The organism is Acinetobacter sp. G18 (assembly GCF_052660225.1).
The window spans coordinates 3,736,958-3,762,210 of sequence record NZ_CP109658.1 but is presented as its reverse complement, the minus strand read 5'-3'; the positions used below and the strand labels follow the sequence as shown (position 1 = coordinate 3,762,210).

The window sequence follows — 25,253 nt, the reverse complement described above, 5'->3', positions numbered from 1 at the left end:
TTGTCGCCTGAAATCACCTATATAATATCCTTATGATCATAATTGCGAGCTGTATAAAATGGAGAATAAAAACCAGTGTCGCCAATGCGCCGTATGCGGAAAGAATTTCCCGTTAAAAGATCTGGTTTCAGGCGAAGTTATTCGGAATGTGATTAGTGAGGAAATTATTCAAGATCATCCGGATTGGTCTTTCTCAAGCTTTATTTGCCGAGCAGATCTGGCAGATTATCGAATTAAATACGTTCAATCACTATTACGCTCCGAAAAAGGCGAGTTAACTAATTTAGAAAACGAAGTGATTGGCAGCATGCAACGCCATGAGCTGATTAGCCGAGATACCGAATCCGACTTTGATCAAAAATGGACGTTTGGGGAAAAACTGGCAGATAAGATCGCGACATTTGGTGGTAGTTGGGCTTTCCTGATTTGCTTTGCTATCTTTTTAATAGGCTGGATTATTCTAAATACGGTCGTGATGGTGGTACGTCCTGTCGACCCTTATCCATTTATTTTGCTTAATCTGGTTTTGTCTTGTTTAGCGGCAATTCAAGCACCTATTATTATGATGAGTCAGAACCGTCAAGAAGCCAAAGACCGTTTGCGTTCTCAACATGACTATCAAATTAATTTAAAAGCCGAGCTTGAGATTCGCCATTTGCATGAAAAAATGGACCATCTTTTATCGCATCAGTGGGAAAGGCTTGCACATATTCAAGAAATTCAGCTCGATCTTTTAGCTGAAATGAATAAAAAGCGATAAAGATTTTTCGAGTTTCACGTGGAACATGATGAAAGCTTATAGATTGTTTTGCGGTAGGTCTGAAATTTCTTTATGATTTGCCGCCATGCTCCATTGCTGTTTCTACGACCATGCCTTTGAACGACAATTTTGTTTACGCTCCACCACAAGATCCGCTTTCAATTTTATTTGAAGACGACGATTTGATTGTAGTTGATAAACCTGCGGGATTGTTGTCTGTGATGGGTCGCTTACCTGAGCATCATGACAGTGCTTATTTAAGGGTGCTAGAAAAGTTCCCTTTGGCTAAAGTGACGCATCGTTTAGATATGGCGACGTCTGGCTTACTGATGTTTGCCAAGCACCGTGATGCAGAAGTTGCGGTAAGTAAAATGTTTCAGGCCAGAACAGTCAAAAAACATTATATTGCGTTGGTGCAAGGCCAAGTCACAGAAGAGGGCAGTGTTGAAGTTCCTCTCATTACTGACTGGGAAAATCGCCCAAGACAAATTGTACATTTTGAACTAGGCAAACATGCTAAAACGTTGTTTCAGCCTCTCACCTATGATGAAAAAACAGATCAAACGCGAGTGTTACTTGAACCAGTCACAGGCCGTTCGCACCAGCTACGTGTGCACATGATGCACATTGGACATCCGATTATGGGTGACAAGTTGTATCACCCTGAACCTAAACGTTTTCATTTAAGCCGTATGGCTTTACATGCTGCCTATCTGGCTTTTCAGCATCCATTGAAAGGCACAGATGTAGTCATTCAATCCCAAGTGCCTTTTTAAAATTTACATACAATTAAAAATTCAATTTGATGCAATTGGGAACGGAATATATACCCAAACTGCAATAAAAGTCGGGTATTCTAAGTCCGAATAATATTAATACTGCGACAACAACAAGGATCACTTTATGACTCGTGACTACGAACAATTTCCAGATGACGATAACGGCAATGTACTTTGGCAAATGGCTGAAGATGGGGATGATTTAACCGAGCTGCATGAAATTGAATTTTCAATTGCATTTCAAGATCAAAAAAATGCAGAGCAATGTGCACTCTATTTACTTTACCAAGAACAAAAAGTTTCACTTTTCCAAGATGACTCTGTTGAACCAAACGAGTGGGTAATTACCATCTTCGTGAATATGGAACCTGAGTATTCAGACATTGTTGACTTAGAGCAATGGTTTGCCAGCATCGCTGAAAAATTTCAGGGCGAATATGACGGATGGGGCTGTATGGCCTATGTCTTTGAGGAAGAAAGTGAAGAAGACGACCTCTTACAATAAGGTCTAAAAAGAGTAGGAGATACTCATGAACTTATCTCAAAAACAAATTGCGGTACGGTTTTTAGAACTTGCCGCAGCAGGCGAAGTTGATGAAGCCTACAGCAATTACACTGCGCCTAACTTCAAGCATCACAACCCTTATTATGCGGGTGATGCGACTTCGTTGAAGGAAGGAATGCGTGAAAGTGCGGCTGCAAATCCCAACAAAGTCTTTGATGTTCAGCATGTCATTGAAGATGGGACTTTAGTCGCTGTGCATTCGAAACTTGAAATGCAAATGAACGACAAAGCCACCATTTTGGCTGTGGTTCATATTTGTCGTTTTGAAAATGGAAAAATTGCTGAGCTTTGGGATATCGGGCAAATGCAGCCTGAACCGCTTGTGAATGAAAATGGCATGTTCTAATAAAAAGCCCGAAATAATTCGGGCTTTTTATTTTATAGATGAATTAAAACTTCCACTGTGCGGAGATTGAAGCATTCAGTGGCTCACCCGGTTGAACCCACAAATCGCTATAGCTTGAAACATAGTAAGTTTTATCAAATAAATTGTTTACGTTCAGTTGATAGCGTAAGCGGTCAGATGGGGCATAGTAAGCATTTAAGTTCACGAGGGTATAGCTTGGTAAATTAAAGCCATTATCAAGGTTATGTCCGCTACGTTCGCCCACATAAGTAAGGTTGGTACCTACACCTGCTTTTGTTGAGCCTTCTTGTAGAAACTCATAATTGGTACTTACAGCACCTTGGTGTTTTGGCACATTGCTCAGACGGGCACCTTTTGGCAAGTCTTGGTCTTTTTCAATTTGAGCATCGGTATAGCTATAGTTGGCATTGACGAACCAGCGGTCAGTGATTTGGCTATTTAAGTCAAACTCAATTCCTTTACTACTCACTTCGCCTGCTGCAGTTTGAAGGTCTTTGTCGATTGGATCGGTTGTCAGCACATTCTGTTTTTTCATTTTAAACAAAGCGAGACTCAGCACACTTTGGTCATTCACTTTATATTTGGTGCCGACCTCGTAGCTTTCGCCTTTTTCAGGGGCAAAAGTCTGTCCATTTCGATTCATACCACTATTCATGGCAAATGAGCGGCCATAGTTGGTATAAAACGCCCATTGCTCAGAGGCTTTAAAATTTACTCCGAAACGCGGACTATTTTGATGAAGTGTCTGATTGCTTTCAGTCTGCGTCAGATGATTTTTAAAGTCTTGCTCGACCTGATCAAAACGGTTACCAAATAGCACACTCCATTGATCATTAAAGAAGATCTGGTCTTGTACATTCAGTGCAAAATAGCGTTGGCGCTCTTTAGTGTTGGTAAACGGTGCTAGGTTTGGTAAATATTTGCCATATTCAGGTTGGTAAATATCAATAGTATTCACTGTAGTGGCAGAGTTTGAATCATGGTTGCGACGCAGTTGATATTGTTTATAGTCGAGTTGACCAAGCTCGGTTGAAAGCAAAATTTCATGGCGCGCCCACGAAGTATCAACCTTGCCAAGTAACTCTGTCTGAGCCAGAACATCTTGACTTGTATAATCACGATAGCGACGTTGACGCTCTAAAGTACGGCCATCGGCTTGCATACGACGAGGTTCGGTTGCAAAGCCGACCATTTTGGCGTCTTTATAACTGACAGCACTATTTAGTTTCCAGTCAGGGTTAAATTCATGACTCAGACGTAATTGGTAAAAGTAATCTTTTATTTTCAAATCACCATCGTCAGGTTCACCTGTAAAGGTTTTCGGGTCCATCACAAACTGATGATTGACGGTGCTTACACCACGGTCAAAGGTTCCTTTGTGCTCAGTAAATTCACTATCAAAGTCGAGTTGCGTTTGGTCTGAAATTTTCCATGTGAGCTGCGGTGAAAAGAACCAGCGTTCACTACTGACATGATCACGGAAGCTTTGATTATCTTCATGAGCCACGGCTACACGATAGGCCAGTTCATCGTTAATAGGCGCCGTGTGTTCTAGACTAATTCGATATTGTTCTTGGGTATTGGCACGTAGGTTAACTTCACTTTCGCTTTCCCACTGCGGTTTTTTACTGTTGAGGTTAAGCAAACCACCAGTTTCGCCGCGACCATATAAAGCCGCCATTGGCCCTTTTAAAAACTCTAAAGATTCAATATTTACGACATCTTTTGGAGCGCTAATCCCTCGGTTGACACTCAAACCGTTACGGATCATGGAAGCACCTAAATTGGGATCGGTACTAAAACCACGGAAAGAGTAGTTATCCCAAAAGCCGCCACCAAAACTGTTTTGATGAAAAACCCCACTCACTAAGCTTAATGCGTCATCAATCCGTTGAACGTCTTGTTGTTCCATCATTTGTTTAGAAACATAAGCACGGTTAAAAGGGACATCTAAAACATCGTGAGTAAATTTAGTCGCCGAGCTATTTTGGCTCACACCTTCTTGGGTACTTTCAGCCTGAACGCGTATGGTCTCAAGTACTGTTGAGGTTTCATCTCCCCAAGAGAATGTTGATATAAAAGATAACCCTAACGAAGACAACAATCCTAATTTGTGTTGCATAAATAATCAGCCATGAAAGACAAAAGAACTATAATGTAATAGTATAACGTTACATTATTTTATTGATTACTGCTATGTCTTTAGAAAAGAATATTGAACGTTTACAGTCGATTGATGCATTGCGTGGTTTGGTGATCATCATTATGTTGCTCGACCATGTAAGAGAAACTTTCTATTTACATAAACAGGTTACCGATCCAATGGACGTAACAGTAACAGAACCAGCATTATTTGGCAGTCGATTATTGGCACATATTTGTGCTCCGGTTTTTGTACTTTTAACGGGTATTTCTGCATTTTTATTTCAGTCCAAAAAACAGGACTTACAACAAACGCGTGCCTTTCTGTTAAAACGCGGCTTATTTTTAATTGTGTTAGAGCTTACCCTTGTGAATTTTGCATGGACAGCGACTTTTCCACCCGAAGTCATTTACTTACAGGTGATTTGGGCGATCGGTATTAGTATGGTGGTGCTGGCTTGCTGTGTAAGTTTGCCTTTGCCAGTGCTTGCTGGTGTAGCGTTAGTCATTATTTTTGGACACAACTTGCTAGATTCTGTGCACTTCTCACAAGGCATCCTACAGAATATATGGTTCGTTTTACATGAACGTGGCTGGCTTGAGTTTGCGGGTATTAAGCTTCGTACAAGTTACCCTGTTTTACCTTGGATAGGGGTAATTTTATTGGGCTACGTTTTAGGTCAGTTCTTTAGTTCAAAATATACAGCAAAGCAAAGAGGCCGTGCTTTACTCAGTCTTGGTTTAGCAAGTATTGGGCTATTTGTTTTATTGCGTTTTATCAACGTCTATGGTGACCAACCGTGGCAGCATTTTGAGTCATTACAACTGAGCCTTATGAGCTTTTTTAATCTCACCAAGTATCCGCCGTCTTTACTGTTTATTTTGCTGAATGTTGGAATTGGTTTGCTTGTACTGACTGCTTTTGAACGTATGCAGCAATATTCATTTCTAAAACCATTGGTCGTGTTTGGTTCGGTGCCGATGTTCTTTTATTTATTGCACTTATATGTGTTGAAACTCATGTATGTGTTGGCACTCAGTGTGTGGGGAGCTAACTACGGAAACTATTTGTCGGTCAGCCATGTATGGATGCTGTGGCTAATCACGATTGTACTGTCTTTTGCACTCTATCCAGCGGTTAAGTGGTTCTCGAAGTTCAAACATCAAAACAAGCATATTTCGATTTTAAAATATTTCTAATTTCTAAAATGTGAGTAAAGCGAGTTCAAGAATGCTCGCTTTACTTGCTTACATCTAAATACAGAGTTTCTTTCACTTCTTCCATGACCACATAACTGTGTGACGATGCCGATGCAGGGAGTTTCTTTAATAGATCACCCAATAAGCGGCGGTATGCGCTCATTTCTTTTAAACGGGCTTTTACAAGGTAGTCAAATTCGCCTGAAATAAGGTGACATTCAAGCACTTCAGGAATCTCAACGAGGTCTCTGGCCACTTGGTCAAATACATCACCAGATTTGGCAGATAACTTAATTTCTAAAAAAACGAGCAGGTTACGGTCAACGTAGGCTGGGTTTAGCCGCGCGTAATAACCCATGATAATGCCATCGCGTTCTAGGCGTTTTACACGCTCTGAACAAGGGGTGGTAGAGAGGTTGACTCTCGATGCCAATTCACTAATCGCAATTCGTCCTTCACGCTGCAAAATGTCCAGAATCATGCGATCTATACGATCTAAGGGGCGCATAGATATTTCCTCTTTTTTTAAAATTCTCGCGAGAAAAACATAAATTTACCTAGATTATACCCTGAAAAACAGTGAAATAAACTATTGAAGCAGAAATATACTAGTGAAATAAACTGGTGTGCGTGAGGGAATGGAAATGCGCGTAATTGTATTAGGTAGCGGCGTTATTGGAGTGGCAAGTGCCTATTATCTAGCTCAACAAGGAGCTGAGGTCACTGTTCTTGATCGCCAGTCAGGTCCTGCTGAAGAGACAAGTTTTGGTAACGCAGGTCAAATTTCGCCTGGGTATTCAACCCCTTGGGCAGCACCAGGAATCCCTTTTAAAGCTGTGAAATGGATGTTCCAACACCATGCACCGCTTGCGATTAATTTAGATGGCAGCATGTGGCAGTTACAGTGGATGGCGCAAATGCTAAAAAACTGTAATCCACAAAGCTATGCTGTAAACAAAGAACGTATGATGCGCGTGGCTGAATACAGCCGTGACTGCTTACGTGAACTTAGAAAAGACACTGGCATTAATTACGAAAACCGTGCTAAAGGTACGTTGCAGTTATTCCGTAAAGAAGCACAAATGGAAGCGGTTCAACGCGATATTAGCGTGCTACAAGAGTGCGGCGTAAGCTACGAATTATTAAATGGTAACGAACTTGGTCGTGTAGAACCAGCGTTGGCAAATGCACAAGATAAACTTGTTGGTGGTTTACATTTACCAAATGACGAAACAGGTGACTGTTATTTATTTACCAATGCCTTAGCTCAAATTGCTAAAGAGTTGGGTGTTAACTTCCAGTTTAATCAGAACGTAGAAAAATTGATTGTTGAAGGCGATCAAATTAAGGGCGTTCAGGTCAGTGGTAAGGTCTTAACCGCAGATCGTTATGTACTAGCGTTTGGTAGTTATTCACGTGATTTCTTGAAACCACTTGATCTACAGTTGCCTGTATATCCTGTGAAAGGTTACTCGTTGACGATTCCTATTGTTGACCCTGCTTTTGCTCCGCAATCTACAGTGCTTGATGAAACCTACAAAATTGCGATTACCCGTTTTGACCAACGTATTCGCGTAGGTGGAATGGCAGAGTTAAGTGGTTTCAATTTAGGTCTAAACGAAGACCGCCGTGCAACCTTGCAAATGGTGACTCAGGACTTGTTCCCGGGTGGTGATATGGCACAGGCGTCTTTCTGGACGGGCTTACGTCCAATGACTCCAGACAGTACCCCAATTATTGGTGCGACTCGCTTTAAAAATCTGTTCTTGAATACAGGTCACGGTACTTTAGGTTGGACCATGGCATGTGGTTCAGGAAAATTAATCAGTGACATCGTATTGAATCATAAGACTGAAATCAGTACAGATGGTCTTTCAATTCAGCGTTATTCACACGCGCATGCTGCATAACGGACGTTAGGAAAGTAATCATGCCTCGTCCTATTACCGCAGTCATCCACCGTCAGGCCTTACAAAATAACTTGGCGGTGGTACGTAAGGCCATGCCAAACAGTAAGGTCTTTGCCGTTGTAAAAGCCAATGCTTATGGACACGGCATTGAACGTGTTTATGAAGCATTTAAAGCAGCAGATGGCTTTGCCTTACTTGATCTTGATGAGGCAAAACGAATTCGTGCTCTAGGTTGGACAGGTCCAATTTTATTGCTCGAAGGAATTTTTTCTCCTCAAGATTTATTTGATTGTGTGCACTATCAACTCAGTTTCACCATTCATAGTGAAGCGCAAATCGAGTGGGTAGAAAAGCATCCTTATCCTGCTCAGTTTGATGTTTGCCTAAAAATGAACAGTGGTATGAACCGTCTTGGTTTTAAACCACAACACTATGTTCAGGCTTGGGAGCGTTTAAACAACTTGACGAACGTATCCAAGATTACGCACATGATGCATTTTTCAGATGCAGATGGCGATCGTTTCGGCCAGCAGGGTATTGATTATCAAATTACTGCCTTTGAAGAAATTGTAAAAGATTTACCGGGCGAAAGGTCGGTAAGTAATAGTGCGGCAATTTTGCGTTATCAAGATCAGCTCAAATCAGATTATGCCCGTAGCGGCATCATGCTTTATGGCAGCTCACCAGATTACCCGACCCATAGTATTGCGGATTGGGGCTTACAACCGACCATGAGCTTACGCACTGAAATTATTTCTGTTCAGCATTTAGAACCGAATGAAAGCGTCGGTTATGGCTCAAACTTTGTGGCAGAGCAACCCATGACGATTGGGATTGTCGCTTGCGGCTATGCCGATGGTTATCAGCGTATTTCACCAACAGGTACGCCTGTTTTAGTGGATTCTGTCCGCACTCGCACAATTGGCCGTGTCAGCATGGATATGTTGGCAGTTGATTTAACAGGCATTGAGAGCGCCAAAGTCGGCAGTGAAGTTGTACTTTGGGGCCAATCAAGTACAGGCGTCGTTTTACCTATTGATGATGTTGCAGTTTCATCCGGTACGGTGGGTTATGAACTGATGTGTGCTGTTACTGCCCGTGTTCAATTTATTAATCAGGTATAAGGAAATCCGAATGTCTAATTCAGATATACAAAAGATTAACACTAACGAAGTCATGAGCGCCGTGACTGTTTTTAACAAAGTGGTTTATTTGTCAGGTCAGGTACCTAAAAATACCGAGCAAGACGTGGCAGGCCAAACTCGTGAAATTCTTGCCACGATTGATGAACTTTTGGCACTTGCTGATACCGATAAATCTCGTTTGCTTTCTGCGCAGCTCTATTTAAAAAATCTTTCTGACTTTTCAACCGTAAATGCAATTTGGGTTGACTGGTTAAAAGGGTGTGTTGCGCCATCGCGTGCCACAATTCAGGCCGATTTGGTCAATCCAAATTGGTTAATTGAAATTGCCGTGACGGCAGCACAAAAGTAATTCGTTTTTACTCCAAAAATGATGATGTATCTAACAGAAGGAAGATAGATACGGTTTATCCAGTCATTTTTTGGTGAACAGATTCAGTGACCTATGGTATACGGTTCAATTTTAGCCATAGGTTGCTGATCTTAACAAAGGAATTCAAAAAGGAATTTTAATATGACAACGGCTCGTCATTCAGATACGGAAAATTCTCCTGATCATCTGCAACGAAAACTGTCTAACCGTCATTTACAACTGATTGCTATTGGCGGTGCAATTGGAACCGGCCTATTTATGGGTTCGGGCAAAACTATCTCCCTCGCAGGTCCTTCAATCCTTTTGATCTATATGATTATTGGAGGCATGTTCTTTTTCTTAATGCGTGCAATGGGTGAGTTACTCCTTGCAAATCTGCATTACAAATCGTTTGTTGATATGGCTCATGACCTGATTGGTCCTTGGGCGGGTTACTATTTGGGTTGGACTTATTGGTTGGGTTGGGTGCTGGTCGGTATTGCGGATCTTTCAGCAGTCATTAACTATTTGAGCTTCTGGTTGCCCGATGGAGCAAGCTTCTCTCCAACACAACAAGCCATGATCAGTGCAGGCTGCGTATTGTTTGTGATGGGGCTTAACCTCTTAACAGTACGCCTATTTGGTGAAATTGAATTCTGGTTTGCACTCATTAAGATTCTGGCGATTATTGGCCTGATTGGAGTGGGCGGCTACATGATTTTCAGCCATTTCCAAGCTCCTCAAGGTACTGTTGCAAGCATTAGTAATGTCTGGTCACATGGCGGTTTATTCCCGAAAGGCACGGAAGGCTTCTTGGCAGGATTCCAGATTGCTGTATTTGCTTTTGTCGGGGTAGAACTGGTAGGTACAACGGCTGCCGAAACCAAAGATCCACAGAAAAACTTGCCTAAAGCAATTAATGCGATTCCTGTACGTATTATTTTGTTCTATGTGTTGGCACTATTTATTGTGATGTCAGTAACACCTTGGGATCACATTCGTGCAGATAAAAGCCCGTTTGTTGAGTTGTTCTTAAATGCGGGTATTCCTGTTTCAGCCATTATCATGAACTTGGTGGTACTGTCTTCAGTGATGTCTTCAATGAACAGCGGTGTGTTTTCAACCAGCCGTATGCTTTTTGGTCTATCAAAAGACGGTCAGGCACCGGGTGCATTTGGGCGTTTATCAAAACGTGCAGTACCTTCAAATGGTTTGATTTTCTCATGTATTTTCATTATGGGTGGGGCAGTGCTTCAGTACTTTGTTCCAAACACGATGGAAGCATTTACTTTAGCAAGTTCACTGTGTGTGATTCTATTCATTAGTGTGTGGAGTCTCATTATGGTGTGCTATTTACGCTATCGTAAATTACGTCCTGAATTACATGAAAAATCGACTTTCAAAATGCCGGGTGGCGTTTGGATGAGTTATGTGGTTTTGGCATTTATGCTTTTTACTTTGGTTATCTTGGCGCTAGAGCCAGATACTTTAAAAGCTCTGTATGTCAGTCCAGTATGGCTAGTCATTTTAGGTGTTACCTATCATATGTTGTACAAACCACGTATGAAAAAGCTAGGACGTGAACTCATTAACGATCATTAAGTTTTATTAAAAAGCCAATCAATCATGATTGGCTTTTTTTATTTTCATCAGTTTTTTTATCGGAATAATGTTGTTTATTTTTGAATCAATAGCACAGTTTAGAGGGGGGTAGAAAAGCGACATTTTGTATTACCGCATGCTACACTCCGGCTAATCTGGAGAATCCAGATATGTTAATTAAAATTGCCGTGAAGGCAGTACATAAATAATGTGACTTAAAAAAACAGGACAAACGATTTATCAATTAAGGAAAAAATATACTTGAACATCTTGTCCTGAGGTATAGACTCAGCAACCCACGATATACGGTTCGTTTTTCTCCCTATAGGTTGCTGATTTTAAGTTAAGCAAAATATAAAAAGGACTTCTAATATGACAATGGTTCATCATCCCGATGAGGCAAGCTCCCCTGATCATTTACAACGGAAATTAAATAATCGCCACTTACAAATGATTGCAATTGGCGGTGCAATTGGAACCGGCCTATTCATGGGCTCGGGCAAAACCATCTCCCTCGCAGGTCCTTCAATCCTCGTGATTTACATGATAATTGGTGGCATGTTCTTTTTTCTGATGCGTGCATTAGGTGAACTACTGCTTGCCAACTTACATTACAAATCATTTGTCGATATGGCATATGATTTGATTGGGCCATGGGCTGGCTATTATATAGGCTGGACTTATTGGTTAGGCTGGGTACTGGTCGGTATTGCTGACTTGTCTGCGGTCATTAACTATTTAAGTTTCTGGCTGCCTGAAGGCGCCAGTTTCTCACCCATGCAACAAGCAATGATTAGTACAGGCTGTGTACTATTCATTTTAGGGCTTAACCTTCTTACGGTGAAGTTGTTTGGTGAAGTTGAATTTTGGTTCGCACTCATTAAGATTTTGGCCATTATTGGCCTGATTGGAGTCGGTGGCTACATGCTCCTTACTCATTTTCAAGCTCCGCATGGTGAGGTTGTGAGTGTAAGTAATGTGTGGTCGCATGGTGGCATATTTCCAAAAGGTGTAAGCGGATTTTTGGCAGGTTTCCAGATTGCTGTGTTTGCCTTTATTGGTGTTGAACTGATTGGTACAACAGCTGCTGAAACGAAGGATCCAGAGAAAAATCTACCGAAGGCAATTAACGCGATTCCTGTACGTATTATTCTATTCTATGTGTTGGCACTCTTTGTGGTGATGTCAGTAACACCTTGGGATCACATTCGTGCAGATAAAAGTCCATTTGTTGAGTTGTTCTTAAATGCGGGTATTCCTGTTTCAGCCATCATCATGAACTTGGTGGTGCTGTCTTCAGTGATGTCTTCAATGAACAGTGGTGTGTTTTCAACCAGTCGTATGCTGTTCGGTTTATCGAAAGATGGTCAGGCGCCAAGTGCATTGGGACGTTTATCAAAACGTGCCGTACCTTCCAATGGTTTAATCTTCTCATGTATTTTTATTATGGGTGGGGCAGTGCTTCAGTACTTTGTTCCAAACACGATGGAAGCATTTACTTTGGCAAGTTCACTCTGTGTGATTCTATTCATTAGTGTATGGCTTCTGATCATGGCATGCTATTTACGTTACCGTAAGTTGAGTCCTGAGCTTCACGCAGCATCAACCTTTAAAATGCCAGGTGGGGTGTTGATGGCGTATGTTGTCATTGCATTCTTCTTGTTTACTTTAGTGATTTTGGCACTAGAGCCAGATACATTAAAAGCACTCTACGTTAGCCCGGTATGGTTGGTGGTTTTGGGCATTACCTATTATGCATTCTATAAACCGCGTATGAAAAAACTAGGCCGAGAAGTCTTTTAATAATCATTTCTCGATTTACCCAAAAAGCCAATCATGATTGATTGGCTTTTTTATTGAGATGTCTAATCAACCAGTAAGTGCTGATATTTATCGGCTTGTTTACGCAAATAATCCCAGACCAGTTTAATGCGTGGTTCGTGCTGTAAATCAACAAAGGTTAGCATCCAGAAGGTATGCGTGAAACGAACTTGCTGCTCTAACACCTCTTCGAGCTCAGGTTTATCGTCTGCTAGAAACTTGGGCAAAATCGCAAGCCCTGCACCAGCACTCACTGCAATTTGTTGGGCCAAAATGCTGCTACTGCGAAAGTTAGCATTCAGCTTTAATGGGAGCCGTTCTAAACAATACAGCTCTGGGCTATACACCAGATCATCAATATAATTTACAAAGCGATGCTGAGTTAAATCTTCCAAACCGCGAATGGGTGGGTTTTGCGCTAGATAGTTTTGGCTGCCATAAATTTTTAAGCAGTAGTCTGACAAGCGGGTAATGATATAAGGGCCCGAGGTTGGGCGCTCAATTGACACGACAATGTCTGCCTCACGGTGGGAGAGTTTAATCATTTTTGGCACTGGAATCAGATCGATGGTCAGCAGTGGGTATTGAATAGAGAACTCAGCCAGTAAACGTGCTAAAAATGCAGTTCCAAAACCTTCAGGTGTGCCAATTCGCACACGACCTTGCAATGGTTGATGTGGTTTTTCAATTTGTAAGAAGGCTTGTTCCATTTGCTCAACTCGAGGCACAAGTGCCATGCCTTCGAGAGTTAACTCATAGCCTGTTGCTTCACGTTTAAACAACGTTGTACCCAAAGCAAGTTCTAGAGCCTGAATTCGTCTAGCCACCGTACTATGCTCGACACCAATAATACGTGCAGCATTGGTTAAGGTTTTAGTGCGAGCCAAAACCAGAAAAAACTGTAGATGATCCCAATCCACTTTCATTTTTGTTATTGTCCCTGTGCATATTTGCACAACAATCGTGCATGAATTTGCGTTGGTGGTCAAAGCTTTCTTTGTTAGTCTCAAATGAAACCTGAATAAAGAAAATACATAGATCAGTATTTTCTAATAACTGAACACAATAAAAATATGGCCTACGGAGAGGTTATGAACACAATCCAAAAAATCGAATTGGAAACCGCTAAGTTACTCATTAACGGACAGTTTATCGAATCTAAAACACAGGAATGGCAAGATATTATTAACCCTGCCACTCAGGAAGTGATTGGTCGCGTACCATTTGCTACAGTTCAAGAAGTTGACGCTGCTATTCAAGCCGCACAAGATGCTTTTGCTTCTTGGCGTCAAACGCCAATTCAGGCACGTATGCGCATTATGCTTAAGTTACAAGACTTAATTCGTGCCAACATGAAGGAAATTGCACAAGTCTTGACTGCTGAACAAGGCAAAACCTTGGCAGATGCCGAAGGTGATATTCAACGTGGTTTAGAAGTAGTTGAGCATGCTTGTTCGATCGGCACTTTGCAAATGGGTGAATATGTCGAAGGCGTAGCGCGTGGGGTAGACACGTATACCTTGCAACAACCTTTGGGTGTCTGTGCGGGTATTACGCCGTTTAATTTCCCAGCCATGATTCCACTTTGGATGTTCCCAATGGCAATTGTGTGTGGCAATACCTTCGTTTTAAAACCATCAGAACAAGACCCGTTATCAACCATGATGTTGGTTGAACTTGCGATTCAAGCAGGTATTCCAGCAGGGGTACTAAACGTTGTGCATGGCGGCAAAGAAGTGGTTGACCGTTTGTGTACTCATAAAGACATTAAAGCGATTTCATTTGTAGGTTCAACTGCGGTTGGAACACATGTTTATAACCTTGCAGGGCAACATGGCAAACGCGTGCAATCAATGATGGGTGCAAAAAACCATGTGGTTGTCATGCCAGATGCCAATAAAGAACAAACGCTAAATGCCTTGGTGGGTGCAGCATTTGGTGCTGCTGGGCAACGCTGTATGGCATTGTCTGTTGCAGTCATGGTTGGAGATAGCAAACAATGGATTCAAGAGTTAGTCGAAAAGGCGAAAACCTTAAAAGTAAACGCAGGCCATGAGCCAAATACTGACATTGGCCCAGTCATTTCAAAACGTGCTAAAGCGCGTGTGCTTGATTTAATTAATAGCGGTGTTGAGCAAGGGGCAGAACTTCTGCTTGATGGTCGTAATGTTCAAGTTCAAGGCTATGAATCGGGTAATTTTGTTGGTGCGACGATTTTTAGTGGCGTAAAGACCGACATGCGTATTTATAAAGAAGAAATCTTTGGTCCTGTACTTTCGATTATTTGTGTAGATACACTCGATGAAGCGATTGCTCTTATCAATGCTAATCCATTTGGAAACGGTGTAGGTCTATTTACCCAAAGTGGTGCCATTGCACGTACTTTCCAAAACTTAATTGATATTGGTCAAGTCGGTATCAACATTCCAATTCCTGTACCTGTGCCGTTCTTTAGTTTTACAGGTTCAAGAGGCTCAAAACTGGGTGATTTGGGACCATACGGCAAACAGGCTGTCCAGTTCTATACCCAGACCAAAACCATTACCAGCCGTTGGTTTGAAGATAGCCATGAAGTTGGCGGTGTAAACACAACCATTAGTTTACGTTAAGGGGATCACGGATGAATATCGCCTTTATCGGTCTAGGAAATATGGGTGGCAAAATGGCCCATAACCTACTAAAAGCCGGAATCAAAGTTTATGGTTATGACCTCAGTGAAGTTGCTATTCAGCACTTCGCCGAGGCAGGTGGCATAGTCTGCGACAGCCCTCAGGCAGCAGCTAAACAAGCTGATGTAGTCATTACCATGTTGCCTGCAGCAAAGCATGTTAAAGACGTTTACTTGGGTGAAAATGGTGTTTTGGAGGTGCTAAAAGCAGGTAGCTTATGCATTGATAGCAGTACCATTGACCCACAAACCATCAAAGATATTTCGGCTGTTGCGCATAGCAAAAATATTAAAATCTGTGATGCACCAGTCTCTGGTGGAACCATTGGTGCTCAAGCGGGAACTTTAACCTTTATGGTGGGTGCCGATGATCAAACCTTTAACGAAGTAAAACCTGTACTTAGCCACATGGGTAAAAATATTGTTCATTGTGGTGATGTGGGTGCAGGACAAATTGCCAAAATTTGCAATAACCTGATTTTAGGGATTTCAATGGCGGCGGTAGCCGAAGGTATGGCGCTCGGTGTGAAGTTAGGTATCGACCCACAAGCATTGGCAGGCGTCATTAACACTTCAAGTGGCCGTTGTTGGAGTTCGGATGTATGTAACCCATGGCCGCATATTAATGAAAATGCGCCTGCGTCTCGAGGTTACCAAGACGGCTTTGCGACTCAGCTGATGCTAAAAGATTTAGGACTCGCTGTAGAGGCCGCGGGCCAAGTCAAACAGCCCGTTGTATTAGGTGGTATGGTGCAACAGCTTTATCAGCAAATGTGTATGCGTGGTAATGCCAATCTCGATTTTTCGAGCATTATTCAGCAATACCTGCCACAAGAGGCATAACGGTAAAGCCAAAGGATGGCTTTAAACCAATAAATCAAACCCTGTCGTGAATAACAACAAATCCGGACTGAGGGAAAAGATATGATGGATTATCAAAATGCTGTACAGGCTTTCGATTTGGAAAGCACTGCTAAACAGATGTTGTCAGGTTCACTCGATGCACTGAACGCTTGTTATGAATGCTGTGATCGACATGCAGATGGCGACAAAATCGCGCTGTACTGGCAAGGAAAAGACGGACGAAAAGAGCAATATACCTTCCGTGAATTAAAAGAATGGTCGAGTCAATTTGCCAACTTTTTAAAAGCACAAGGTGTGAAAACGGGTGACCGTATTTCAGGTCTATTACCAAGAACACCTGAACTGATCGTGACGATTTTTGCAGCTTGGCGAATTGGTGCAGTCTATCAACCGTTATTTACTGCATTTGGCCCAAAAGCGATTGAGCACCGTATTCAGCTTGCACAAAGTAAGCTAGTAGTGACCGATATGGGTAACCGTAGCAAGCTTGATGAAATTGAAAATTGCCCTGCAATTGTGACGGTGGCCGACGCACAAGGTACTCCGCTTAAAGCAGGCGATTTTAATTTCTGGAATGAGGTGAAGCAGCAGTCCGATCAATGTGATCTGGTGATGCGTAACATTCAAGATCCTTTCTTGCTCATGTTTACTTCAGGTACTACAGGGCCTGCAAAACCATTGGAAGTGCCTTTAAAAGCACTGATTGCCTTTGGGCGATATATGCAAGATGCCATTGGTTTAACCGAAGAAGACTCGTTTTGGAATATTGCCGATCCGGGTTGGGCGTATGGGCTCTACTACGCGATTACTGGGCCGTTATTCTTAGGCCACGCTACTTTGTTCTATGAAGGTGGGTTCAGTACAGATAGCCTATGCCAAATTGTGAAAGATTATAAAGTTAACAACTTGGCAGGTGCACCAACGGCTTACCGCATGATGATGGCAGCAGATCCAGCGCAAATGGCGCCGTTAAAGGGGCAGTTCCGTGTCGTGAGCAGTGCCGGTGAGCCGCTGAATCCAGAAGTGATTCGCTGGTTTAAACAAGTTCTTGATGCTCCAATTTATGACCACTATGGGCAAACTGAAGTCGGCATGGTGGTGTGTAATCATCATGGTTTAAAACATGAAATTCATGCTGGTTCAGCAGGTTTCCCAAGTCCGGGCTATCGTGTTGCAATTGTTAATGAACAAGGTGAAGAACTTCCGCCAGACACATCAGGAATTTTAGCAGTCGATATTAGCCAGTCTCCAATGATGTGGTTTGGTGGCTATAAAGAAAGCCGTAAATCGCCATTTGTTGGTCATTACTACTTAACGGGCGATACGGCCGAGTTACATGCCGATGGCAGCATGAGCTTTGTAGGTCGTAGTGATGATGTAATCACCACATCGGGTTACCGCATTGGTCCATTCGATGTAGAAAGTGCTTTGCTTGAACATGATGCTGTGATTGAAGCAGCAGTGATTGGTGTGCCTGACCCAGACCGTACCGAAGTGGTTAAGGCATTCGTGATTTTATCCGCGACTACTCAACCATCAGAAACACTTGCTGAAGAACTTAGTCAGTTTGTTAAAAGACGACTTTCTGCTCATGCTTACCCACGATTAGTTGAATTTGTGAGTGAATTACCTAAAACTCCAAGTGGCAAAATTCAGCGCTTTTTATTGCGTAATCAAGAAATTGCTAAACAACAAGCTAAAGCAGGGTAAAGGAAATAATAATGCAATTTACCGAAGAACAATTACTTATCCGTGACATGGCGAAAAGTTTCGCCCAAGAACAAATTAAGCCTCATGCCAGCGATTGGGACCGAGACGGAACTTTCCCAAAAGAGACTCTGGCTCAAATGGGGCAACTCGGTTTTATGGGTATGCTTGTTTCAGAGCAATGGGGCGGTTCAGACACGGGTAACTTAGCCTATGTACTGGCACTCGAAGAAGTTGCGGCGGCAGATGGTGCAACCTCGACCATCATGAGTGTACATAACTCGGTTGGCTGTGTACCTATTTTAAAGTTTGGTACCGACGAGCAAAAAGAACGCTTTTTAAAACCTTTAGCACAAGGTGAAATGATCGGCGCTTTTGCCTTAACCGAACCGCATACAGGTTCAGATGCGGGAGCCATTAAAACCCGAGCTGTCAAAGATGGCGATGATTACATCTTAAATGGTGCCAAGCAGTTTATTACCTCGGGTAATAATGCCGGCGTCATTATTGTGTTTGCAGTGACTGATCCGAGCGCGGGTAAAAAGGGCATTAGTGCATTTTTAGTCCCACGTGAAACGCCAGGTTATGAAGTAATTCGTGTAGAAGAAAAGCTCGGTCTGCATGCATCAGATACCTGCCAGATTGCCCTGACAGATGTGCGCATCCATAAAAGCCTGATGCTGGGTAAAGAAGGTGAGGGCTTGAAAATCGCTCTTGCCAATTTAGAAGGTGGACGTATTGGTATTGCTGCACAAGCAGTCGGTTTAGCACGTGCGGCGCTCGAAGAGGCGACTCGTTATGCCAAAGAGCGTATTACTTTTGGAAAACCAATTTTTGAGCATCAAACCATCGCATTTCGCCTTGCCAGCATGGCAACTGAAATTGAAGCAGCGAGACAACTGGTTCACTACGCTGCGCGTTTAAAAGAAGCAGGTCAACCGTGTCTCAACGAAGCTTCAATGGCTAAGTTATTTGCTTCAGAAATGACTGAGCGTGTGTGCTCGAGCGCACTACAAGTGTTTGGTGGCTATGGTTACCTCAGAGATTTCCCTATTGAACGTATTTATCGTGATGCGCGTATTTGTCAAATTTACGAAGGCACCAGTGATATCCAACGTTTAGTGATTGCACGTAGTCTATAAAATCAGAACAAGGAATAAATAATGCAGTGGCAAAGTATTTTATTAGAAAAGCGTAATGGGGTTGGACTGATTACATTAAATCGCCCTCAAGCGCTCAATGCTTTAAACAGTGAATTAATTAGTGAAATTAATCAGGCATTAGATCAGCTCGAAAAAGACCGTGAAATTGGTTGCATCGTATTGGCAGGTTCTGAAAAAGCTTTTGCCGCAGGTGCAGACATTAAAGAAATGGCTGATTTAGCATTTCCAGATATTTATTTTGATGACTTTTTCCATCTTGCAGATCGTATTGCACAGCGCCGTAAACCTCTAATTGCAGCGGTGAGTGGCTATGCATTAGGTGGTGGCTGTGAATTGGCGCTCATGTGTGACTTTATCTATTGTGCTGATAACGCCAAGTTTGGCTTACCCGAAGTCACCTTAGGAGTAATTCCGGGTATTGGTGGTACACAACGCTTAACTCATGCTATTGGTAAAGCCAAAGCAATGGAAATGTGTTTTACCGCTCGTCAAATGGGTGCTGTAGAAGCAGAGCAAAGTGGTTTAGTCGCACGTGTGTTTAGCAAAGAAGAATTACTTGAACAAACCTTGCAAGCAGCTGAAAAAATTGCGGCACGATCTTTAACTGCAAATATGATGCTCAAAGAAACCATCAACCGAGCTTTTGAAGTGAATCTGACTGAAGGCTTGCGTTTTGAAAGACGTATGTTCCATTCAATATTTGCAACATTTGACCAAAAAGAAGGAATGCAGGCGTTCGTTGAAAAACGAAAACCAAATTTTAAAAATCAGTAAGAGATCAATAAAATGAATACAGAAAATCACTTAATGATTGAGCAACAAGGTAAGTTGGGCATTATTACCTTAGACCGTGTGACTCATCTCAATGCATTGTCGCTAGACATGATTAAAAGTATTGGTGCCCAATTGGAACTGTGGCGAAATGATGCTGCTGTTCAGGCAGTATTAATTAAGTCAAATAGCCCAAAAGCCTTCTGTGCAGGTGGAGATATTCGCTATCTCTACGACAGTTATAAAAATGGCACGGCCGACTACAAAGGGTACTTTAGTGCCGAATATAAAATGCTAGATATACTGCGTGAATATGCAAAGCCAGTCATCGTCTTGCTTGATGGCTATGTTTTAGGTGGCGGTTTTGGCTTGGCTCAGGCTTGTCACATTGTGGTAAGCAGCGAAAAGTCTAGATTTGCCATGCCTGAAACAGCGATTGGCTTTTTCCCAGACGTTGGCGCAACGCATTTCCTGTCTCGCCTTGATGATATTGGCGTTTATATGGCAATTACGGGCGAGCAGATCAGCAGTAGCGATGCGCTTTATCTTGATTTAATTGACTACCATGTGCCAAGCGAGCAGTTACAAGCTTTGCAAGATGCTCTGGTTGAAGCGCCAAGTTTAAGCAAAGAGGGAATTGAACGCATCATTACCCGATTTATTACTCGCCCTGCTGAAAGTGAACTCAAACAATTGGCTGAAGGTATTCGTAAACACTTCGGATATCAGCATTTAGATGAAATTGAGCAAAGTCTTGAAAATGAACAAGATGAAAGCTTAAAGACTTGGGCAAGTAAGATGCTCAGTATTTTGCAGCAGCGCTCATTTATTGCCAAACAAACCAGTTTGAAACTGCAACATTTAGGCCGTGGGCTTTCTTTACCGCAGTGTATGCAGCTTGAACGTGATTTACAGGACATTTGGTTTGAGCATGGTGACTTTATTGAAGGTGTCCGTGCTCTCATTGTCGATAAAGACAAACAACCACAGTGGCAAGAACGTAATTCGAAATTTGAGCCAATTTTAGAAAAATTGAGCTAAGCCTTATTACGCAACTCTAAAAAGCTTAAGGAGATAAAGCGAGACCTGAAAATGCTTATGGTCAGGGCTGGTCATAAGCATAAAAAAGATAAAACAAGAAAATCTAAAAAGGATATTATGATGCAATCAATACATGGAAACGGTTCACATCCTAAAAAGTCGTCACATCGATTAGCAGGCATCTCTAGCATGGTCGGCACTACTATTGAGTGGTATGACTTTTTTATCTATGGTGCGGCGGCAGCGCTGATTTTTAACAAGCTATTTTTTCCTAACTTAGACCCACTTACAGGTGTACTTGCGGCATTCGCTACCTATGCCGTTGGTTTTATTGGCCGTCCACTTGGTGGTTTAGTCTTTGGTCATTTTGGTGACAAGATTGGCCGTAAATCGATGTTGCTACTGACTCTGATGCTCATGGGTATTCCAACCGTACTGATTGGCTTATTACCGACTTACGAATCAATTGGTTACTGGGCTGCAATTTGTTTGGTTGTCTTACGATTCATTCAAGGTATGGCTATGGGTGGTGAATGGGGCGGTGCGGTGCTTATGGCCGTTGAACATGCTCCCGAAGGCGGTAAGGGTTTTTGGGGAAGTTTGCCACAAGCCAGTACGGGTGGTGGTTTAATGCTAGCCTCAATTGCATTAGGACTGGTATCGTTATTACCTGAGCAAGCATTGTTTAGCTGGGGCTGGCGTTTACCATTTCTTGCCAGCATTATTTTACTTGCAGTGGGTTGGTACATTCGGGTAAAAGTACCAGAGTCACCAGATTTTGAAAAAGTAAAACAGCAGTCCGAAGAAGTCAAAGTTCCTGCCTTGCAAGTTTTTAAAAACCATCCAAAGCAACTCATCACCATTATTTTAGCGCGTGCTGCCGAGAACGCATGGTTTTATATTGCTTCAACTTTTACATTGGCTTATACCACTGCGCAACTTGGAATCGCACGCCAAGACATTTTATTTGCCACCATTTGCGGTGCAATAGTCATTCTATTTATGACGCCATTGTGTGGACATTTGTCTGATAAGGTTGGCCAACGCAATATGTTTATGTTTGGTCTATGCATACTGGCGCTTTACAGCTATCCATTTTTTACCATGCTCAACACCAAAGATCCGGTATTAGTTTGGACAGCCATTGTTTTAGCAATTGGAGTTGTATTCCCAATTATGTATGCGCCGCAAGCTCAGCTTTTTGCACGTCAATTTCCAGCAGAAATTCGTTATAGCGGAATTTCAATTTCGGTACAGTTAGCTGGGGTGCTTGGTGGTGGTTTAGCACCGTTAATTGCGACCAAACTTTTAAGTATCGGGCAGGGTAATCCATATTTAATTATGATTTATATTGGATCTATGGCTATCGTTGCGATTATATCGACTTCATTTATGCCACGTGATTGGCAGACTAAAACTGATGAGGCTTACCATAAAAAATCAGAATTAAATTTGAAAAACAAAATTACTGAGCAGTCTTGATATTAAGTTTGAGTCTTTCAAATTTCAAAAGCCCTAATCTTTTGACTAGGGCTTTTGAAATTTGGCGAGTTAAACGAGATTGCCGCTTAAGACCTTCATCTTTGCAATGTCACCAATATTCTTAGACTTTGATTTAACCAATCACACTTCAATCAAGCATGCAAACATAGCATATCCATCAATCGTCATTGGTGGGCCTGCACGATGGGCACGAAACCCAGCAGCACGTAGTAACCGCTCTACCCCAAGAGGTGAGGTGGTAATAAGTTGTTTGGCACCTTGTTCTCTTGCAAAGTTAATTGCTTCTTGCAGAATGGCAATCGAAACAGGTGATGATACTGCTTGAGTCGCTGTGGTAGGTGGATTCGAGAAATCTACGGCAGAAAACCTTGAGAGTTCCCAAATTTCTGGTGAGCAGGGAATAGGCATTCCATTCATTAATTGAGGAAATATTTCACCCAGTAAATACGGTTGAGTTGTAGGTAGTAATCTGGCACAACCAATAATATTGGACTCTCTGTCTTGAGCGACGACGTAAGCTGTATCGACTTTATCAAATTGATCTAATTCTTCATTATGTGGACAGTTTAACTCCCATCCCAAATGTTCAACAAACACCTTGTAGCGGTAACTTTTAAATTTGGTATATAAGCCTTCTGAAAAATTGTTTTGAAATCCAGCAATAATATTCATTACAAGTGCTTCCACTTATTTTTGATGTGACTTTACTGAACAGCTAAGAAGGCGGTAACTGTAAAAATTTACAGGTTGCTAGGAGAAATTAGGGCTCAATTTAGACTTTGTTAATCTTGTATTGATTTGGGCATAAATGAACTGTTCCCAGAACAGGCTGTCGATTTTCTTCTCGATTAATGATCCAGTCACATCAAATCCAATATCTGTACCAGATACATCAACGATCATGATATTGCTTCTCGGCAGGCCAATTCGTTTTAAGCTAGCGGACCCATTTTGCTCAATGAATACCCAGTCCCATCCAGTACTTAAAGCAGGGGTCTTTAGTGTTGCCCATTCAGTAAAACCGTAATAGAAAATTTGTGAATCTTCGATTTGTATTGATTCAACAATGGATAAGATGTGTCGGAGAGGGTGGTTCATAAGCTGGTTTTCATTCATCCGAATAAAACCATCTGCTGAGATTGGAAAGTGAGTGGGTATGCTGACCATGCTACTTGTTTAAGTAACCTAAAATGGAATTCTACTGATAAATAACATAAATTATTGCCAATGAAATACTGTCATATTTAACAGGTTAAAGATAATTCCATGGCCTATATCGTTAAGCTGACCTTATTAGAGGGGTACTTGGATATTAAGATTTACTTATATGAGAATAGAGTAACTTTAGTTATTTAGTCGAAAATAACTTGTTGAAATTTACGAAATCATACGACCGATGATGAACTTTATATGGATTATCTATTCTCATTATTGAAAGGATAATCATAAGCAATACAGATTATGGTGTAATTATTTGATTTTTTAAATTATTGTAGATGCTTTTAGTTTCTATATATAATAAATGGTGAAATTTCATAATTTTAGGTATTGTTGGAAGTTATTATTAAATTAAATTAATAAAAATATCTCGTTGATAATAAGTAGTGGAGTCTTAGTATTTATTTAAAAATAATTATTTTTTGGAATAAAATGCATCCTATAAAAAAATTTTTTCAAGCATAATCTGCACCTGAAATATAACAACCTTAAAAGCTTTTAGAAATTTAGTTTATCTGAAGAATTTGCACCCATTTAGGCTTAAAAGTGTTGTTAATTGAATGATGAATTCAAAATCTGTAATTGAGAAATCAATAAAAGAGGAATAGGTGTTCAAATATTTTAGTACCTAAAAATCTTTTAGATTCTCGCAGCGCTTTATTGGAATAAGGGTAAAAGATAAGGCCTATACTTCAATTTGATTGCTTGGATTCATAAGATGAAACTGAACAAAAAATGATTTTTGGCCGGAGTCTAATGAGAGCAAATGGAAAGTTGGCAAGAGGATTTATTATCAGCATTTTTGATCGTGCAAGATGAATACCAGTTATTTGAAGTCGTCAAATCGACAGCATCAAAGCTTGGATTTGATTATTGTGCTTATGGTATGCAGTCACCATTATCTATTGCTGAACCAAAAACAATTATGCTGAATAATTATCCTCAAGCATGGCAGCAACGCTATGTGGAACAGCAGTATGTTAAGGTCGACCCAACTGTTCAGCACTGTATGGTTTCACTGAAACCTCTTGTCTGGTCAAGTCAATACACTCATACACAAGCAGAGAAAGACTTCTGGGAGGAAGCGCGTTCTTATGGTTTAAATGTCGGTTGGGCACAGTCAAGTCGTGATTTCATTGGGACACGTGGAATGCTAACTTTGGCAAGATCCAGCGATCAATTATCTGAAAAAGAACAAAAAGCACAATATACAAATATGTATTGGCTAACTCAAACTGTGCATTCCAGCATTGCTAAAATTGTAAATGATGTTGAGTTCTCTCAGTTTAATCTATATTTAACGAACCGAGAAAAAGAGGTTCTACGTTGGACGGCTGAGGGTAAAACGTCAGCTGAGATTGCACAGATTCTTGGAGTAAGTGAAAGAACCATAAATTTCCATCTGAGTAATTCAATGCAAAAATTAAATGTGAATAATAAAATTTCAGCAGCAATTCGTGCTGTAATGTTAGGACTATTGTAAAACTAACTTTATAATAAAAATAATATTAAATTTAAATAGTTGTGATGTGTATTTTAAATTACATTTAAAAAATTATTTATTTTAATAAAGATAAATAATTTAATTATTTTTTTAAATGTAATTTTTGTTTGAAATATAATAATTATCAAAATTAAAATGTTCTTTTTAATATATTTAATTCTAATTTAACTTTTA

The 25,253-nt window shown here is 41.2% G+C and carries 23 protein-coding genes; 18 read left to right on the top strand and 5 right to left on the bottom strand.

The features are described 5' to 3' along the window. The first annotated feature begins 58 nt into the window (after positions 1-58). The 4 genes from NE363_RS17805 to NE363_RS17790 all read left to right on the top strand — a co-directional run bounded on the left by NE363_RS17805 (position 59) and on the right by NE363_RS17790 (position 2,450). Positions 59-760 (top strand): DUF1003 domain-containing protein, encoded by a 702-nt coding sequence (locus tag NE363_RS17805; RefSeq protein ID WP_004706012.1) that lies wholly within the window; start codon positions 59-61, stop codon positions 758-760. A gap of 110 nt (positions 761-870) precedes the next feature. Then, on the top strand, positions 871-1,536 hold the full coding sequence (locus NE363_RS17800) for an RluA family pseudouridine synthase (RefSeq protein ID WP_049064652.1): 666 nt from the start codon (positions 871-873) through the stop codon (positions 1,534-1,536). Between the two features lie 127 nt (positions 1,537-1,663). After that, on the top strand, positions 1,664-2,044 hold the full coding sequence (locus NE363_RS17795) for a ribonuclease E inhibitor RraB (RefSeq protein ID WP_004706008.1): 381 nt from the start codon (positions 1,664-1,666) through the stop codon (positions 2,042-2,044). 25 nt (positions 2,045-2,069) lie between these two features. Next, positions 2,070-2,450: a nuclear transport factor 2 family protein gene (locus tag NE363_RS17790; RefSeq protein WP_445535551.1), complete on the top strand. Its 381-nt coding sequence runs from the start codon at positions 2,070-2,072 to the stop codon at positions 2,448-2,450. A gap of 43 nt (positions 2,451-2,493) precedes the next feature. On the opposite strand, the gene NE363_RS17785 is transcribed toward NE363_RS17790, so the two are convergent. Further along, positions 2,494-4,593 carry a TonB-dependent receptor gene (locus NE363_RS17785; protein WP_445535550.1) on the bottom strand — a complete coding sequence of 700 codons (2,100 nt, stop codon included), beginning with the start codon at positions 4,591-4,593 and terminating at the stop codon, positions 2,494-2,496. Between the two features lie 74 nt (positions 4,594-4,667). On the opposite strand from NE363_RS17785, the gene NE363_RS17780 reads away from it, so the two are divergent. Continuing rightward, complete coding sequence (locus NE363_RS17780) at positions 4,668-5,813, top strand: DUF1624 domain-containing protein (RefSeq protein WP_445535549.1); 1,146 nt, start codon at positions 4,668-4,670, stop codon at positions 5,811-5,813. Between the two features lie 40 nt (positions 5,814-5,853). On the opposite strand, the gene NE363_RS17775 is transcribed toward NE363_RS17780, so the two are convergent. Beyond that, positions 5,854-6,321: an Lrp/AsnC ligand binding domain-containing protein gene (locus NE363_RS17775; protein WP_001247568.1), complete on the bottom strand. Its 468-nt coding sequence runs from the start codon at positions 6,319-6,321 to the stop codon at positions 5,854-5,856. Positions 6,322-6,457: 136 nt separating this feature from the next. On the opposite strand from NE363_RS17775, the gene NE363_RS17770 reads away from it, so the two are divergent. The 5 genes from NE363_RS17770 to NE363_RS17750 all read left to right on the top strand — a co-directional run bounded on the left by NE363_RS17770 (position 6,458) and on the right by NE363_RS17750 (position 12,622). Beyond that, positions 6,458-7,723 carry a D-amino acid dehydrogenase gene (locus NE363_RS17770; RefSeq protein WP_445535548.1) on the top strand — a complete coding sequence of 422 codons (1,266 nt, stop codon included), beginning with the start codon at positions 6,458-6,460 and terminating at the stop codon, positions 7,721-7,723. 20 nt (positions 7,724-7,743) lie between these two features. Beyond that, positions 7,744-8,847, top strand: coding sequence for an alanine racemase (gene alr, locus NE363_RS17765; protein WP_445535547.1), 1,104 nt, complete (start codon positions 7,744-7,746; stop codon positions 8,845-8,847). A 10-nt stretch (positions 8,848-8,857) separates the two neighbouring features. Then, entirely contained in the window at positions 8,858-9,217 is a 360-nt protein-coding gene (locus tag NE363_RS17760; RefSeq protein ID WP_049064657.1) for a RidA family protein, read from the top strand. A gap of 162 nt (positions 9,218-9,379) precedes the next feature. Next, complete coding sequence (locus NE363_RS17755; protein WP_445535546.1) at positions 9,380-10,819, top strand: amino acid permease; 1,440 nt, start codon at positions 9,380-9,382, stop codon at positions 10,817-10,819. A gap of 378 nt (positions 10,820-11,197) precedes the next feature. Further along, complete coding sequence (locus NE363_RS17750; RefSeq protein WP_081400358.1) at positions 11,198-12,622, top strand: amino acid permease; 1,425 nt, start codon at positions 11,198-11,200, stop codon at positions 12,620-12,622. 62 nt (positions 12,623-12,684) lie between these two features. Here NE363_RS17750 and NE363_RS17745 read toward each other — a convergent pair whose 3' ends face one another. Further along, positions 12,685-13,566: a LysR family transcriptional regulator gene (locus NE363_RS17745; protein ID WP_032010330.1), complete on the bottom strand. Its 882-nt coding sequence runs from the start codon at positions 13,564-13,566 to the stop codon at positions 12,685-12,687. Between the two features lie 165 nt (positions 13,567-13,731). On the opposite strand from NE363_RS17745, the gene NE363_RS17740 reads away from it, so the two are divergent. The 7 genes from NE363_RS17740 to NE363_RS17710 all read left to right on the top strand — a co-directional run bounded on the left by NE363_RS17740 (position 13,732) and on the right by NE363_RS17710 (position 22,336). Then, complete coding sequence (locus NE363_RS17740; protein WP_191012432.1) at positions 13,732-15,249, top strand: CoA-acylating methylmalonate-semialdehyde dehydrogenase; 1,518 nt, start codon at positions 13,732-13,734, stop codon at positions 15,247-15,249. 11 nt (positions 15,250-15,260) lie between these two features. Beyond that, positions 15,261-16,151, top strand: coding sequence for a 3-hydroxyisobutyrate dehydrogenase (gene mmsB, locus NE363_RS17735; protein ID WP_049065474.1), 891 nt, complete (start codon positions 15,261-15,263; stop codon positions 16,149-16,151). 81 nt (positions 16,152-16,232) lie between these two features. Beyond that, positions 16,233-17,882, top strand: coding sequence for an AMP-binding protein (locus NE363_RS17730; RefSeq protein WP_445535545.1), 1,650 nt, complete (start codon positions 16,233-16,235; stop codon positions 17,880-17,882). Positions 17,883-17,893: 11 nt separating this feature from the next. Further along, positions 17,894-19,021 carry an acyl-CoA dehydrogenase family protein gene (locus tag NE363_RS17725; RefSeq protein ID WP_004705988.1) on the top strand — a complete coding sequence of 376 codons (1,128 nt, stop codon included), beginning with the start codon at positions 17,894-17,896 and terminating at the stop codon, positions 19,019-19,021. A gap of 21 nt (positions 19,022-19,042) precedes the next feature. After that, complete coding sequence (locus tag NE363_RS17720; protein ID WP_005309095.1) at positions 19,043-19,816, top strand: enoyl-CoA hydratase; 774 nt, start codon at positions 19,043-19,045, stop codon at positions 19,814-19,816. Positions 19,817-19,828: 12 nt separating this feature from the next. Continuing rightward, positions 19,829-20,854 carry an enoyl-CoA hydratase/isomerase family protein gene (locus NE363_RS17715; protein WP_077165067.1) on the top strand — a complete coding sequence of 342 codons (1,026 nt, stop codon included), beginning with the start codon at positions 19,829-19,831 and terminating at the stop codon, positions 20,852-20,854. A 120-nt stretch (positions 20,855-20,974) separates the two neighbouring features. Then, a complete protein-coding gene (locus tag NE363_RS17710) occupies positions 20,975-22,336 on the top strand; it encodes an MFS transporter (RefSeq protein ID WP_049065479.1) in 1,362 nt (453 codons plus the stop codon). A gap of 141 nt (positions 22,337-22,477) precedes the next feature. Here the strand turns inward: NE363_RS17710 and abaI are convergent, their stop codons facing one another. Next, entirely contained in the window at positions 22,478-23,044 is a 567-nt protein-coding gene (gene abaI, locus NE363_RS17705) for an acyl-homoserine-lactone synthase AbaI (RefSeq protein ID WP_081401429.1), read from the bottom strand. Between the two features lie 63 nt (positions 23,045-23,107). Further along, entirely contained in the window at positions 23,108-23,524 is a 417-nt protein-coding gene (locus NE363_RS17700; RefSeq protein WP_004705983.1) for a DUF4902 domain-containing protein, read from the bottom strand. Between the two features lie 817 nt (positions 23,525-24,341). Between NE363_RS17700 and abaR the strand changes: the two genes are divergently transcribed. After that, positions 24,342-25,058: a LuxR family transcriptional regulator AbaR gene (abaR, locus tag NE363_RS17695; protein WP_004705982.1), complete on the top strand. Its 717-nt coding sequence runs from the start codon at positions 24,342-24,344 to the stop codon at positions 25,056-25,058. Positions 25,059-25,253 lie beyond the last annotated feature (195 nt).